This window comes from Neptunicella plasticusilytica (genome assembly GCF_047922965.1).
Lineage (GTDB): Bacteria > Pseudomonadota > Gammaproteobacteria > Enterobacterales > Alteromonadaceae > Neptunicella > Neptunicella plasticusilytica.
Genome location: NZ_CP150481.1, coordinates 33,139 through 48,610, shown reverse-complemented (window position 1 = coordinate 48,610; position 15,472 = coordinate 33,139). Strand labels below are relative to the sequence as shown.

Annotated in this window: 13 protein-coding genes; 4 read left to right on the top strand and 9 right to left on the bottom strand. The window is 46.0% G+C overall.

Annotation, left to right across the window (positions count from 1 at the left end):
- Positions 1-63: 63 nt before the first annotated feature.
- The gene (locus V1467_RS00190) at positions 64-1,515 is read right to left on the bottom strand and encodes a TrkH family potassium uptake protein (protein ID WP_416306798.1); all 1,452 of its coding nucleotides are present in this window, start codon (positions 1,513-1,515) and stop codon (positions 64-66) included.
- A 239-nt stretch (positions 1,516-1,754) separates the two neighbouring features.
- Here V1467_RS00190 and V1467_RS00185 point away from each other — a divergent pair, with 239 nt between their 5' ends.
- The 4 genes from V1467_RS00185 to V1467_RS00170 are packed head-to-tail and all read left to right on the top strand — an operon-like array spanning position 1,755 to position 6,681.
- Positions 1,755-2,771, top strand: a complete 1,017-nt coding sequence (locus V1467_RS00185) for an efflux RND transporter periplasmic adaptor subunit (protein WP_416306797.1) — start codon at positions 1,755-1,757, stop codon at positions 2,769-2,771.
- Position 2,772: 1 nt separating this feature from the next.
- On the top strand, positions 2,773-5,826 hold the full coding sequence (locus V1467_RS00180; RefSeq protein ID WP_416306796.1) for an efflux RND transporter permease subunit: 3,054 nt from the start codon (positions 2,773-2,775) through the stop codon (positions 5,824-5,826).
- Positions 5,823-6,143 carry a serine aminopeptidase domain-containing protein gene (locus V1467_RS00175; protein WP_416306795.1) on the top strand — a complete coding sequence of 107 codons (321 nt, stop codon included), beginning with the start codon at positions 5,823-5,825 and terminating at the stop codon, positions 6,141-6,143. Before V1467_RS00180 ends, V1467_RS00175 begins: the two co-directional genes overlap by 4 nt.
- Positions 6,097-6,681, top strand: a complete 585-nt coding sequence (locus V1467_RS00170; RefSeq protein WP_416306794.1) for a hypothetical protein — start codon at positions 6,097-6,099, stop codon at positions 6,679-6,681. The genes V1467_RS00175 and V1467_RS00170 overlap by 47 nt, the downstream gene beginning before the upstream one ends.
- 59 nt (positions 6,682-6,740) lie before the next feature.
- On the opposite strand, the gene V1467_RS00165 is transcribed toward V1467_RS00170, so the two are convergent.
- The 8 genes from V1467_RS00165 to V1467_RS00130 form a co-directional block, all read right to left on the bottom strand.
- Positions 6,741-7,904 carry an ADP-ribosylglycohydrolase family protein gene (locus V1467_RS00165; RefSeq protein WP_416306793.1) on the bottom strand — a complete coding sequence of 388 codons (1,164 nt, stop codon included), beginning with the start codon at positions 7,902-7,904 and terminating at the stop codon, positions 6,741-6,743.
- Between the two features lie 27 nt (positions 7,905-7,931).
- On the bottom strand, positions 7,932-8,084 hold the full coding sequence (locus V1467_RS00160) for a hypothetical protein (protein WP_416306792.1): 153 nt from the start codon (positions 8,082-8,084) through the stop codon (positions 7,932-7,934).
- A complete protein-coding gene (locus V1467_RS00155) occupies positions 8,081-8,467 on the bottom strand; it encodes a transaldolase family protein (RefSeq protein WP_416306791.1) in 387 nt (128 codons plus the stop codon). The genes V1467_RS00160 and V1467_RS00155 overlap by 4 nt, the downstream gene beginning before the upstream one ends.
- Before the next feature lie 16 nt (positions 8,468-8,483).
- On the bottom strand, positions 8,484-9,533 hold the full coding sequence (gene rbsK, locus V1467_RS00150) for a ribokinase (protein ID WP_416306790.1): 1,050 nt from the start codon (positions 9,531-9,533) through the stop codon (positions 8,484-8,486).
- A complete protein-coding gene (locus tag V1467_RS00145; protein WP_416306789.1) occupies positions 9,499-10,377 on the bottom strand; it encodes a LysR family transcriptional regulator in 879 nt (292 codons plus the stop codon). Before V1467_RS00145 ends, rbsK begins: the two co-directional genes overlap by 35 nt.
- A gap of 67 nt (positions 10,378-10,444) precedes the next feature.
- Positions 10,445-12,910, bottom strand: coding sequence for a sodium:solute symporter (locus tag V1467_RS00140; RefSeq protein ID WP_416306788.1), 2,466 nt, complete (start codon positions 12,908-12,910; stop codon positions 10,445-10,447).
- Positions 12,911-12,943: 33 nt separating this feature from the next.
- Positions 12,944-13,819 carry an HpcH/HpaI aldolase/citrate lyase family protein gene (locus V1467_RS00135; protein ID WP_416306787.1) on the bottom strand — a complete coding sequence of 292 codons (876 nt, stop codon included), beginning with the start codon at positions 13,817-13,819 and terminating at the stop codon, positions 12,944-12,946.
- A gap of 227 nt (positions 13,820-14,046) precedes the next feature.
- Entirely contained in the window at positions 14,047-15,426 is a 1,380-nt protein-coding gene (locus V1467_RS00130; RefSeq protein ID WP_416306786.1) for an ADP-ribosylglycohydrolase family protein, read from the bottom strand.
- Positions 15,427-15,472 lie beyond the last annotated feature (46 nt).

The window sequence follows — 15,472 nt, the reverse complement described above, 5'->3', positions numbered from 1 at the left end:
TATAGCTTAAATAAATTACCCGTTTAAACTGTAAAAATAGCTGACATGCCGAGTAATCTGAAATTAACTACGCCAAAATGCCGGGGTAAATAATACCAGCAGTGAGAATACTTCCAGACGGCCAAATAGCATCGCCGAGATCAATAACCATTTGCCAGTATCGGTGACATCACCATAATGTGAGGCTACTGCATTCAGGCCCGGGCCCAGATTGTTCAAACAAGCGGCGGTAGCGGAAAAAGCGGTAACATCATCCATCCCGGTGGCGATAAGCGAAAGCATAATAATCAAAAAGATCGCCGCGTAGGCAGAAAAGAATCCCCACACGGCATCAACCACTTTGTCCGGCAAGGTTCTGGAACCAAGTTTGACAGCATAGACAGCTTTAGGGTGTATCAAACGGTTGACCTCCCTTACGCCCTGAATATACAACAACAGAACCCGGATCACTTTCATACCACCGCCGGTAGAGCTGGCGCAACCACCAATAAAACTGGCAAAAATCAGAATAATAGGTAAAAACACTGGCCATTCAGAAAAGCTGTCGGTGGCAAAACCCGCCGTCGTGCTAATTGACACCGCCTGGAACATAGCCAGATCGAAGGTGGTTTCCACATCCGGATACAATTTGTGCTGCATTAGCACCACAAAGCAGATCGCAATCAAGATAAACTGGATCAAAAAGAATGCGCGCAATTCCGGATCGTAAAAATAATTACGTAAACTGCGATTGCTGACCGCCGCATAGTGTAGGGCAAAATTCAGTGCCGCAATCCATAAAAACACCGCACAAATAATATTGATCAAGCCGTTATCAAAATACCCCATGCTGGCGTCATGGGTAGAGAAACCACCGATGGCGATAGTTGAAAAAGAATGACAAATCGCATCAAACCAGTCCATTCCTGCCGCCCAATAACACAGCGCACAGGCAATAGTGAGCCCCAGATAGATGTACCATAAATGCTTGGCGGTATCGGCAATCCTCGGCGTCATTTTCGAGTCTTTTACCGGCCCCGGCATTTCGGCTCGATACAACTGCATACCACCCACGCCCAAAATGGGCAAAATAGCCACCGCCAGCACGATGATCCCCATACCACCCAACCACTGCAATTGCTGGCGATAAAACAGTACCGCCTTGGGTAAATAATCAATCCCCTGGATCACCGTTGCGCCGGTGGTAGTCAAACCGGAAAACGACTCGAAAAATGCATCAGTCACCGTTAGCTGAGGCTGTTCCAACATCAACAAAGGCAACGCCGCAAAACTGGCCAACACGGTCCAGAACAACACCACGATTAAAAAGCCTTCACGGGCTTTTAGATCTTTTCGGTGCTCACGGTTCGGGTACCAGAATATTAAACCAGTGACTAGGCAAAAGAAGAAAGCCAGCACGAAAGGAAGCCCGCTACCGTCGCCGAAAACCACTGAAATCAGTGCCGGCGGGATCATAGTCACACTAAACAAGGCGACCAGCAATCCCAGAATCCTGATGATTGAACGATATTGCATAATCTAGATCAGCATATCCTGATTGGTTTGCGGAAATATAGGTAACAGCATACTAAAGCTTAATTTATTGTTTTTCCTATTATTGTCGGGTTTGGTCCAAATCAAAAGGACTATAATCATAATTCGCCAAGATAAATAGCCTCCAGCGCCAGATGGTTATTTTTTAGACTAAATGTTGACACTGATTACATCTTGTTTTATCGTCAATGTAATCACCGATTACATTAACATGGACAGCGATGAAACTTTGCTATTTTCCCCTACTCGTTCTGGGCGGTTTTTTAGTCACTAATATGGCCTTTTCCGCTCCTGTGGTAAAAAGTGCCGAAGTACAGTATCAAGACTATGCCAAATCAATACTGATCAGTGGCAAATTAGCCAACAAAGCCGAGCAAAAGCTGTCGTTTAAAATCTCTGGTTTGGTCGCTTCTATACAAGTAGAAGAAGGGCAACAAGTGAAAGCGGGTCAGCTACTCGCCCGTCTGGATGAAGCAGAAATCAATGCCCAGGTAGAACAGGCGCAATCGGTGTACAACAACGCCAAAAGTAATTTGGCTCGCCTGAATAGCTTGTATAAAGATAGTGTGATCAGTCAGGAACAACTGAACAATATGCAAACCCAGCTACAAGTTGCCCAGGCAGATTTACAGATTGCCCAGTTTAACCAGAAACATGCTGAAATCCGTGCCAACAGTGATGGCTGGGTGTTGCAGCGCAATATCGAGATCAATGAACTGGTTACCCCTAATCAACCCGCATTTATCATCAGCAACGCCCAAAAAGGCTGGATATTGCGAGCCGGTGTTACCGACAAAGATATCGTGCGTATTGAACAGGACAATCAGGTAGATATCAGTATAGATGCATACCCCGGCCAGATTATCCGTGGTCATGTGAATGAAATTGCCGCAGCCGCCAATGCCTCAAGCGGTTTGTTCGAGGTAGAAGTGCAACTGGATAAACCGGCGCTCAAACTATATAGCGGTTTTGTTGCCCAAGGCGAAATTTATTCCGGACAAACCCAATCACTGGCATTTTTGCCTATTGAGTCTATCGTCAGCGCCAATGGTCGAACCGCTCAGGTATTTGTGATTGACCACAAGCAAGCCGTTGAACAGCGCAATGTCGAACTGGCTTTTATCAAGCAGGACAAAGTCGCCATCCTAAGTGGTGTCAATGACGGCGAACAGGTTGTCAGTATCGGTGCGGCATACTTACGCGATGGTATGTCAGTCGAACTGACGAAGGTACGCTAGGATGAATTTAGCTGGCTTCGCGTTACGTAATTACCAGGTTTCCATGGTGGGATTATTGTTATTGGTGGTGCTGGGCATTATGTCACTGCTCACCATGCCGCGCTCGGAAGATCCCCAGTTTGATTTCCCCGCCAGTATGGTCACTGTGGTAATGCCCGGGACCAACCCGGTTGATATCGAAAAATTGATCGTCGATCCCATTGAGGATGTGCTCAATGAGTTGGAAGATATCAAGATTATGCGCGCCGATATCGAAGACGGCTTGGCGGTGATCCGCATCGAATTCCTGTATGGCGAAAATCCCGACGATAAATACGATGATGTCGTCTCGGCGATTGCCCGCATCCGCGATCAGTTACCCGACGGTATTCAGCGTTTCGCTATTGATAAAATCGCCCCGGCAGAAACCAATATTTTGCAATTGGCCCTGATCGGTAAGCCAATGGACTATCGCCAGGCAAGTTATCTGGCACAAAAAATGGAAAAACGTCTGCAAACACTCAACGGCGTAAAACGGGTCGAATCGGTTGGCATACCGGCACAACACTTATCGGTTCGTGCCAACTTGCCGCGCATGCGGGCAATGAATATCTCCATGAACCAGCTGATTCAGGCAGTGGAAAATGCCAGCGGTAATATTCCTGCCGGGCACGTTAATGCTGGTCTACGCCGTTTTACTGTGCGGACCAGCGGCGACTTTAAATCGGTCGAACAACTAAAGCGCACGCTGATCAGCCAGGGTGGGCCTGATCTGGTCACTGTCGATGACGTAGCCGAAGTCAAAATTGATAATGGCATGCCTAACTATGTCGCCCAGTTTAACGGTCAGGACGCGGTATTCATCAATATTGTACAGCGTAAAGGAACCAATATTTTTGATGTTGTAGAGGCGGTAAAGGCAGAAATCAGCCGGTTTGAAGCAGAGTTACCGGACCAATTTCATATTGAAATTGCCCATGATCAATCTACCAGTGTCGAACAGCGTATTGACGGATTCTTCAATAACTTGCTGCAGGGTTTGCTAATCGTCGGGGTGTTGTCTGTTTTGTTGATCGGTAGTCGTGCGGCCATTGTTGTGGTGTTGGCCATCCCCATGTCGGTATTTATCGGTTTAGGCTGGGTCGATCTGGCCGGGTTTGGCTTACAACAAATGTCGATCGTTGGTCTGGTAATCGCACTGGGATTGCTGGTCGACAACGCCATAGTGGTTACCGAGAATGTCGGACGTTATATACGTAACGGCGAATCGGCGGAACAAGCCGCGGAAAAAGGCGCCAGCCAGGTTTCTCTGGCTGTGGCCAGCGGTACCTTGACCACCATACTGGCATTTTTCCCGATTCTGCTGCTACCCAGTGGTTCTGGCACTTTTATGCGCTCAATGCCGGTCACCGTGGTCTTTACGCTATTTGCTTCGCTCATTGTCGCTATTGCCTTCACTCCGATGCTGGCCGGACGACTGCTGAAAACCCGAAAGGTTGTCAAAGAACCCGTGATGCAACGCAAGCTGGAGAGTTTTGCCAGCAACGGCTATCGTAAAATGTTGCAAGGCAGCCTGAAGCATCCGTTTAAAATCATTGCTATTGCGCTAGTGGTGTTTGTTGGCAGTGTCAGCTTATTTCCCTATATTGGTGTGAGTTTATTCCCTAAAGCGGAAAAACCCTCCTTGCTGATCAACATCGATCTACCCGAAGGGGCCAGCTTTGCCAAAACCGAGGGCCTTGCCCTGCAACTTGCCAAACGGACCAGCGAATTTGCGTTGGTTAAAAGCGTTGCACTCAATGTAGGACGGGGCAATCCACATATTTATTACAATGTATTCCCTAAACGTCAGGTGCCCAATTTTGCCCAACTCTATGTACAACTAACAGAATACGACGCCACAAAAGTTAACGCTCTCATCAGTGAAATGCGTGAGGAATTTAATCAAATCCCCGGTGCTCATATTGCCATTAAAGAGTTTCTGCAGGGGCCGCCCTCCGAAGCGCCCGTTGAAATACAGCTAGAAGGTGACAACATACAGGACCTTCGCAGGGTTTCTATGGACGTAGAAAAAATGGTCGAAACTACCGCGGGTACGGTAAATATTGATAACCCTATCAGCAAAAACAAAATCGATCTGGAAGTCAAAATCAATCGCGACAAGGCTGCGCTGGCCGGCGTCAGTCTGGTGAATATTGATCAAACTATCCGTGCCAGCTTATCCGGCTATCCGGCCGGTACTTTTCGTGACCAGTTAGGTGAGGATTTTGCCATTGTAATCCGCAAGCAGGGCGAACATGAACCGACACTGGAGGAATTGCAGAGCATCTATGTTAGTAACCAGCAGAGTGATCTTATCCCCTTGCAACAGTTAGCGGATATCCAGTTAGTCACCGATATTCCGCGTTTCCGTCATTTGAATTTGCAACGCATGGTGCATGTGACATCGGACGTACTGACCGGCCACCAGACAGAGGTCGTCACCAACGAGATTATTGCCAAGCTGGAACAGTATGACTTCCCACCGGGGATAAGTTATTCCATTGGCGGGGAACAGGCCAACCGTAAGGACTCCTTCTCCGGCATGGCGAAAGCCTTTTTATTTGCTTTACTGGGCATATTTGCCGTACTGGTGATGCAATTCCGTTCGTTTGCCCAGCCAGCCATCATTTTTGCCGCCATTCCATTTGCTGTCAGTGGTGCTTTTTTAGGACTATTTATTGCCGATTACACCTTTTCCTTTACCGCTTTTATCGGTCTAACCTCATTAATTGGCATCGTGGTGAACAACTCAATTATTCTGGTGGATTTCGCCAATCAAATGATCGACGACGGGCTTTCTGTGCAAGACGCGATTATCGAGTCTGGCGTCACTCGCCTGCCCCCTATCTTGCTTACAACGCTGACCACCATTGGCGGGTTGCTGCCTTTGACCTTGCAAGGTTCAACCATGTGGTCTCCCATGGGCTGGTCCATCATCGCCGGGCTCACAGTTTCCACCTTATTAACCCTGTTTGTTATTCCGGTTCTGTATCAATGGTTTAGCGGCAAACAATCATCCCTGGTCAGCGCATGAACAAAATCATACTAGGAACCAGTCCCGCTATCGTGGCTCACCTTTTTCAACCCCACAACGAGATCAAAGGCGCAGTGGTTATCGCACCGGCAATGGGGGTCGCGCAATCATTCTATCGTTCTTTGGCAGAGTGGCTTAACCAACAAGGCTATGCCTGTATTACCTTCGACTATCAGGGTATGGGCCTATCCCGGCAAGGACACCTAAAACATTGTCGCGCGGATCTACTCGACTGGGCAACAACAAGACGCCTCCAGCGCTCTGGATTACATGACCAGTCAGTACCCCAATCTACCTCGTTACTGGATTGGCCATAGTTTGGGTGGCCAAATATTCCCGGTTGTCAGCAATATTGAATCCGTCAACAAGATCATTACTGTCACGTCGGGCAATGGATACTGGCGGCACAATGCGCCGGTGTTGCGCAATAAAGTGATGTTTATGTGGTATTTTCTGGTCCCGTTACTGACCCCGATATTCGGCTACTTCCCGGGTAGCAAGCTGGGTGTAGTAGCTGATTTGCCACGTAACGCTATCTGGCAGTGGCGAAAATGGTGTTTAAATCCCAGTTATATCGTCGGTGCCGAAACCGCCCATATCGATCAGCATTATCAAAAGATTAGTAAACCAGTTACCGCGCTCTCATTCAGCGATGACGAGATGCTATCGCAAAAGAGTATCGAGTCACTGCATGGACTATTGACCGGTTGTGATTGCAAACTGATTCATATCTCCCCGCAACAGGTCAACCTGAAACGGATTGGCCATTTCGGCTTTTTCCGCGATGGTCATCAACAAACATTGTGGAACAAGTTTTTACTGCCAGAACTGCAGCCGCAATCTGCGAAAATATAATGAAGATGACATTGAGCAATCCAGACAATACTCCATGAATATCAATGACATCTTTATTGCTACTTGAGGATACTCTCGAGCCGCTTATGACGGAGTGCTTCAAGCCTAGTATCATTAACAATAATCTCCTTCGCCGTACCGGCAAATCGCTCCGCTATCTGTTCAAATGGCATTCTATTTTTAGCGGTTAACAGGCTTTGCTCATCTTCTGTGATATTTTCTGTGCCACACATAGCTCCTAAAATTGCCCCGGCCATCACACCAATAGAGTCGGTGTCCCGCCCAGAATTAACACCATCAATAATGGTTTTTCTGAAGTCACCTTCATGCAACACTGCATAGGCAAGGGAAAAAGGCAGCTCCTCGATAGAAAACAGTCTACTCGGGACATAGTGATTGGATGGTACACCGATTTTCTCAATTTTCCTGTTTACATCGTCCCCCATGGGGGAGTATGGCAGAATCGTCTTTTGAAATTCAGCTACCACAAGAGCGTGGTCATCTTTGTGATTTTTTAATTGTCGCGCTTTCTGACACATATCGTATATTGCCTTTTGTGTACCATCCTTAGCCAGCGACAACGCGGTATCAACAATATCGTCAACAACAACTCCCGGTTCAAATGCTTTGGCAACACAAGCCGCTAATACACCCGCCGCTTCTAGCCCGTAACTGGCCTGATGACCACTAGCAAAATTAATTGCTTCATCGTATGCCGCCCTAGGATGACAGGCGTTCACGATGCCAACCGGCGCTATATACATTGCCGCGCCACAGTTGATCATATTGCCAATCCCACCTTCTCTTGGCTCACAATTCGCAAGCGCATGGCGCTGGAAAATCCATTTCTCAGGATAAAACAGGCGCTCGATAATGTAATCTTCCCTATCAAGCTCAGGGATATAGGTTTTTTTAAAAGCAATTTCTTTCACCATGCCATCAGCCATATCCCAGGCATCCAGATGTTCTTTAGCGTGATTGTAAATATTCATCAATGCAATAGTCATTAAAGTATCATCGGTAACAATGCCATATCCGCGCTGCCGGTGATTTCTCATGGATGCTGGCCAATCAGCCTTGTGCCACGGCATAGACAAGCTTTCTACTCTGCCATACTTTTCAACAATTTGAGGGTAGGAGAGCTTTTCAATAGTAGCCCCAATCGCATCTCCAAATGCCGTACCGTACAGCACCCCTTTTACTCTATCCAAAAAACTCAACATACTGTGCTCCCAATCCGGTGTAACCGATCAATATCCAATATATTCTGTTATCAACTGCTCCAGCGCGTTCTGGTCAGTAGCAAAATTTCTGATTCCTTCGGCCAGCTTTTCAATTGCCATCGCATCCTGGTTGAACGCCCAGCGATAGTCGGCTTCCCATGTTGATGCAATCTTAATCAATAGCCGGTCTGCAGACCCCCCGCCATTGAATATCCTTCCACAATTTCCATCGCTCGCTTGATGGTTTTCTGCCTATCAAAAGACAACCGGGCATCGACTTCCGTCGATATCCTGCCCGGTATGTGATTGATTATTTCAACACCGATATTAATAGCCAATTGATCTGCACATTGGCGTATCCATTTTTGTCTATTGTTTGCTTGCTGACCGTTGATGGATACAGCCTGTTCCAAAAGATTGCGATAAACAGGTAATTTAGCTGCCTTAAGTACAAGTGACGGGTTAGTTGTTGCATCTATTGGGCGATATTGCTTTATAGCCCGTATATCACCGGTGTCTGCAACTACTGTTGTCATCGTTTTTAGCTGTTCTAATTTATTCATGCAGATCTAATTACCTCTAGTGGTCAAGGCCATATAAATTGGACTGCAAGAACTGATCAATATGAATAGTTGCCGGTGCCGCATCTTGTGCCAAGGGTTTTGAAACTGATAATGCCGCCGCCGCAGAAGCTCGAATAACAGCTTGTTGTAAAGGTATTCCCCGCGCCCTGCCAACAGCTAAAACGCCATTAAAAACATCCCCCGCTCCCGTTGGATCTTTTACTTCAACATCAAACGGCGGGATAAATTGCTGAGTCGAATCAGAACAGATATAACAGCCCTGTCCTCCCAACGTAATGACAACCTGGTTAACTCCTTCACACAGCATGATATCACCTGCTTGACTTGCCCCTTTTACGCCTTCAATAGCAACACCGGTTAACTGGGCAGCTTCTGTCTCATTAGGAGTGACAATGTCCGCCAACGAATATAATGACTTTGCATCATCGGTCGCCGGTGCAGGATTAAAAACAGATAAAATATGGTATTTCCGAGCAAGCAATAGTGCCGCTTTCACTGTCTCGGACGGTACTTCCAACTGAACAATGATCACATCAGCGCGACTTATCAATTGCTCCGCCTTATTCACATCCTCAACCGTTAATTGACAATTCGCTCCCGGTGCAACAGCAATCATATTGTCATGCTGATTCGTTACCAAAATTGATGCAGTACCCGTTGAAAACTTATCAACTCGACGAATACAATCAGTGTTAACCCGGTGTTTGTGCAAGTATCCAAGAGCTTTGTCAGCAAACATGTCATTGCCGACACAACCAATGAAACTAACATTTGCCCCTTCTCTTGCTGCCGCAACGGCCTGGTTCACGCCTTTTCCTCCTATAGACAGAATGGATTGTTCTGCCATAGCCGTCTGGTTTTTAAGTGGAAAAGCTTTGAGATAGGTAGTCAGGTCGCAGTTGATACTGCCAATTACAACAACATTTACAGGCACTTTAGCGTTATCCATTTGAGATTGTTTCATTTCACTTTGAATTTTAACAACAGGTAAATTTTGTGACTCTGGCAACTTATCGCCGCCCATAGTCGGCCTTTTTGATTTCATGAATAAAAGCTTCTAACAGACGACTCCTAATTGAGGAACGTGACCATACAACTCCAATTCTTCTGGGCTCGGAAACTATGGGCAATGAAATTCGGGTTAAATTCAGCCCCTCCGGCCAAGGCTTGGCCCAATCGGGAACCAGGGAGACGCCAAGCCCGCGGTCAACCATCACGGCAATAGCGTTAAGGGCCGCCAACTCGCAACGTTCATTCGGTACTATCCCAACCTGATTGAGATATTGCTCCGCCAAATTTCCTCCCCACAGGTTACGGTCATATCGAATGAAAGGTTGGGTTTCAAGGAGTTCATGCGGGTCCCTGTCTGCCATATTCTGCGGTGCTAATACAATTAACGGTTCTTCTCGTAGCAATTGCCAACAGCAGGTTTTGTATAAGGTAAAGGGAGCCTGTAAAACAAATGCGGCATCGAGTTGACCGTTTTCAACGGATCGATGCAGATCAATAGATAAACCGGGCTGAATAGTCACGCCAATTTGAGGGAAACGTTTAACAATCCGCCCTAGAATATCAGGCAATATACCGGTTAATGCGGTATTGCATGCACCTAAGCGCAATTCCCCTCCAACTGAATCATCAATCGCCATAGAGCGCAATTCAGCAACATTCTGAATCACACTACGAGTACGTTCGAGTATTCTGGCGCCGGCTTCGGTTACTGTTACAGTGCGACCCGCCCGTCTTATTAACGGCGCTTCAATTTGGCGTTCCAACGTCCGTATCTGTTGCGCCACACCGGCTGGCGTAATGTTTAACAACCTGGCAGCAGCCGCCATCGAGCCACAATCCACTACGGCAACAAAGGTTTTTAAAAATTTGGTATCCACTCATATCACCAGTACAAGATCAGTTTTAACAGCGTTTTCCATCACAAATGAATATTTAGAATCCCGTCTAAGACTTAATAAGATGCTTTTCGGATTTAGCCTTATCCGAATAAATAGTTAACCCATCAAGATGCTCCACAGCCGGAAATAACCAACTTGCGGCATATCCAACCACAATACAGACGAACACAGATAGCGGCATATAAAAATACGGGTGGACGAGATCAATCGACCAAGACAAAAATGTCACGATAAAACTGACGGTTACCCCAATGACGACACCCTGCCAGTTAGCCCTCCTGGTAAACATGCCTAATGTATAGGCGCCGGCAAATCCACCACCCAACAAGCCCCATAATTCCAATGCAACATCAAGCAATGAGTTAGCGTTATAACTTGCCAACAGCAGTGCCAGACCTATACCAATCAAGCCTGCGACGACAGTGACCAATTCGGCAAACCGGACATTCTGCTTTTCGAGCTTATTCTTGAATCTCTTTTCATAGAAATCGACTGTCGATACAGTAGCAACACTATTCAGGATGCTGGACAACGTCGACATTGCAGCCGCGAATATTCCAGCAATAATAAGACCGGTAATGCCAACGGGTAATTCAGCAGAAATAAACAACGGAAAAGTTGCATCAAGCGAAAGCGACGGGTCCATCCGTTCAGGATGAACTTGGTAGAACACATATAAAGCGGTACCAATTAAAAAAAACATTGCACTACCGGGTATTACAATTGCTGAAAAAGTCCACATTGACCGACCTGCATGCTTGTCGGAAGAAGTCGAAAACACGCGTTGCATCAGAACTTGATCTTTTGGAAATGTCAGGACGGTGTCAAAAAACACCAAAAATAAAAACCCCCACACAGTTGCATCCGTTAAGTTAAAACTCAGATCAATCAATTTGAATTTGTTGTCGGCCATTGCGCTGGAAATAAATTCGGCCGTGCCACCATCCAGTTTCATCAAAATAAACACAATGGCAAAAATAGTGCCTCCAAACATAACGAACAACTGCAATACATCCGTCCATATAACCGCTTTCATCCCGCCAAGAACCGTATAACAAATAGTTACAAAGCCCATAACCAGTATGCACATGGTAATGTCTATACCGGTTACCGTTGAAAGTGCCAATGAGGGTAAATATAAAATAACCGTCATTCTGCCCCCCAACTGGAAGACAACAAACAAGATACTGGAAAGCAAACGGATAGAAGGATGAAACCGCGTTTCCAGATAATGAAATACCGAGATAAGGTTGAGCCGACGTAGCAACGGAGCTATCCAGACAGCGACAAACATTAAACCAAACACAACGATTAGGTTACTCATCAAATATTGCCAATTAGTGGCAAATGCTTTGGCTGGCACGGCTATGTAACTAATAGAGCTGGCATTTGAGGCATAAAGACTAATACCTGCCGCCCAAAATGGAATTGAACGCCCCCCCAGGAAAAAATTTGCTTCGGAAGATTGCGCATGCTGCATGTAGAAATATAAACCTATCCCCAACATCAAAGCCAGGTACACCACCAGAACAATCCAGTCTACCAGGGTTAAAAAGTGCTGCCTCGACTGAATCTGTGTGAAGGCCAGATGGCTTTCACCTAAATTGTTCGAAGGTTCCACCCATAGAATCCCTTCTTTCCAGCCAGTACCAAACAAAACTGTATGATTGTCCCAATGTTCGAGTTCTGCCCAAGAGCCAGTAATCGTATGGAAGCTCATCATTTTAGTCTTGGTATGATCCGGACTCACTGTAAGGTAAAGCACATGTCCCTGACCTATAGGGCGACCGGTTCCCTCTACAATAGCTCCAGGTACCTCACCGCGTCGATTCCAGCCATTTTTCACGTCCCATTGCTGCATAAATTCGCGCTTACCGGTTGAACTTCCCAGAGTCACCTGCAACCGATCTGTTTGTGCCACGACAGAAGTGACTATTTCGTCACCCTGCTGTTGCCAGACGGGATATGTTTCCCAACTTAAGTCATGCACAGACAAATCCAGCCCATACATAAGGGGAATTCCTTTTATTGATGTCCCGACGATAAATAAATGCTCATCCAGTACCGCCCCTGCCGCAGACTGGAGTGGTTGAGGTAAGGTTGGAATATCGCGAGCAAGGGATTGATCTGTCAAGGTAAATGACGCGACTTTATTAATAAACCCGTCTGCATTATCCGCCATCAATAAATAGGTATTGTCTTTGTTATAAACAACCGAACTGACAGCACCTTGCAAAACAAAATCGTTTTTTTGCCATGAATTTGCAACTTGATCAAACACCCAAAGGTTATCTTGGCCAAGCGCCACCAGTTGCTCCTGGTACGGCCAGATTGCAGATATCGCTACATCAGAAGGTAACCCCTTTACCCTGTCGGTTTTAACCGAAACCAAACTCTCAGCCTCTGCGCCCATACTCATCATCACCAAAACCAATAGCGCAATAAGGCCTGTATAGATAAAACTGAATGGCTGACGTTTAGCTGTCGGTATGCCTGGTATAACCTGGTTCATTTACTGCATCCTGATACTTATAGTTAACGCTCTCTAAGCCTGATTTTGCGTATCTAGAAAACGCTTATACTCATCGAGTACTGATTTGGCTCGTAAAATAGAAGGGAAATCAACCATCTTACCTTCGACAGTAAAAACCCCTACGCCATTTCCTTCGGCTTTGCTGGCCGCTGCAATTATTTGCTCAGCCAGCGCAACATCTTCCAGATCAGGAACAAACAAACGATTAACTGATTCTACCTGGTTAGGGTGTATGCAGCTTTTCCCGCTATAGCCCAAACGGCGTGCCATTTCGGCTTCGGCCTGAAATCCTTGCATATTGCTTATATCAGGGAACGCACCATCATAGGCTTTTATTCCGGCTTCACTCGCTGCCATTCGCACCATTAGCATGACAGTATGTGCGCTTGCCATATCGTCTCTGGCGATGCCCGAAGAATCGAAAAGATCATTAAGTCCCAATTGCAAACCAGTCACTCTTTTATGCGATGAGCTAATTTCTGCGACATTGCGTAACCCTTTGGGAGTTTCAATGTTAATCAACAGCAATGTCTGATTGTTGATACTATTTTCCTGTTCGACTTTTTCAATAATTGAGACAGCAGCTAGCACATCATTAGCTGATTCGATTTTGGGTAAATTGAGCATACTCAAGTTGGGTTGAAGAACCGCGCTTAAATCATCTTCAAAATGGTGTGTATTAATTCCGTTGCATCGGACGATTACCGGCTTATAACAAGCTGCAACTTGCGGTGAGGCCAAGAAAGTCTTTACCGTTTGACGTACATCCGCTTTTTTACTCTCAATGACGGAGTCTTCCATATCAATGGAAATGGCATCGGCAGGCCCAGCTAACGCTTTAACAAACAATTCTGGGCGAGCACCAGGAACGAAAAGCTTACTGCGCATATTGACCCTCTACTGAAAAGATATATTCATTTTTGTTTTATATACAAAAGAGACTGACCACCAGATGTATCCGGTTTTATCAAAATCTTTGTAAAACAAGTTACGGAGAGCAATTTAAGGCATTTCTATATTCAACAAAATAGGTTGTCTCTATCTTCAAACGTTACTTATTGTTTATTCTTGCGTGTTCACTATTGAACCTAATCAGCCCCAAAGCATACACAGAATTAGAAATCGTCTATCTGATCAAGATTGCGCTTATCAACATCTGCCGTGCATTTAAGTGCAGCAACCGTTCTGGCCGCCAAGTCAGTAAATTGGGCATTATCAAAGCCCCCCAGACTTGAGCGTATTTTATTGTTTAACGGATCAACCCATTTATTAGGTAGTGCGTTAGCGCCATTGATGATTCCCAGAACAGAACCGGCTGTAGCGCCATTACTGTCAGTATCCCAGCCCCCCATTACAACATTGCAGATAGTTGTTTCCAGATCGCCGTTACCTGCCAATAAAGCAGCAACTGTCAGCGCAGCATTATTAATGGTATGCACCCAGTGGTATTTACCAAAGTGATGGTAAATGCTATCTACAACCTGTTCCCAGTGCATATGTTCTATCGGTAACTGTAAAACCGTATTAATTGCTCTGGCAAAACGGGACTCAGCCGGAACATAGGATAAAGCGCCAAGGACCAAAGTCCGTATATTTGACTCATAAAAAGCTGCCGCAATCAGAGCCGCAAAAAATATTTCGCCATAAATCCCGTTACGTGAATGACTTAACCGAGCATCGCGCCAGGCAAATTCGGCAGCCTTATCAGGATTGCCCGGACTAATGTACCCCCAGAAATCAGCTCTAATCTGCGCGCCAATCCATTCACGGAAAGGATTCATATATAAACCAGTGTCCGGAGCATCAAGACCTGATAGTAAATTGAAATAGGTGACTCGCTCGGCGGTAAAAGTTTCATTTACCGGCAACTTGGCTAGCCAAGCCGCCCCCAAGTCTTCACTACTAAAGTGTTCACCTTTAGACTCATACACAGACAAATTCAGCATAGTGTAATTAAGATCATCATCCTCTGGCATGCACTGAATATTCTCACGCAAACTGGCTAAGCCACCCCGTCTTTTCCAGGGGTATTTTTTCAGGATGTGATCCGGCATACCATGCTGTGTCCAATAATGATTGAGTGGCCAATTTCCACCAGCTTCAAGCATTTCACGTAGCGCCGGCCGCGGATATCGTTCCACAGGCTTGCCAAGCAGGCATCCCGCCGATCGCCCTAACCAACCTCCAAGAATACGGTCATAGAGAATGTCTTCATTAACAGGATTGAGTATGGCGTTATTGACAGAGGATTTTGGTGCAACTGCTTGAATTGCATTCAATTCATCTGGTTCTGCCAATGACAGATTGTCCACTGGCTTATTTTTGTGCATCAACTCAATGAGTAATTGCTGGGACTGCTGACGGGCCTGCGATTCCGGCAAATTTTGAATTTGACGGAATGTTTTTATTAGTCCGTCAGGATTACGGCCTTCTTCGGTAAGTTGAATAATTTCGAATTCTAATCTTTCCACAGGGTCCAAATATCGGATAATCACGGGGTTTCCTTAGTCATTACTTCGAGCAAGCTCCTTCCCGCCGGTA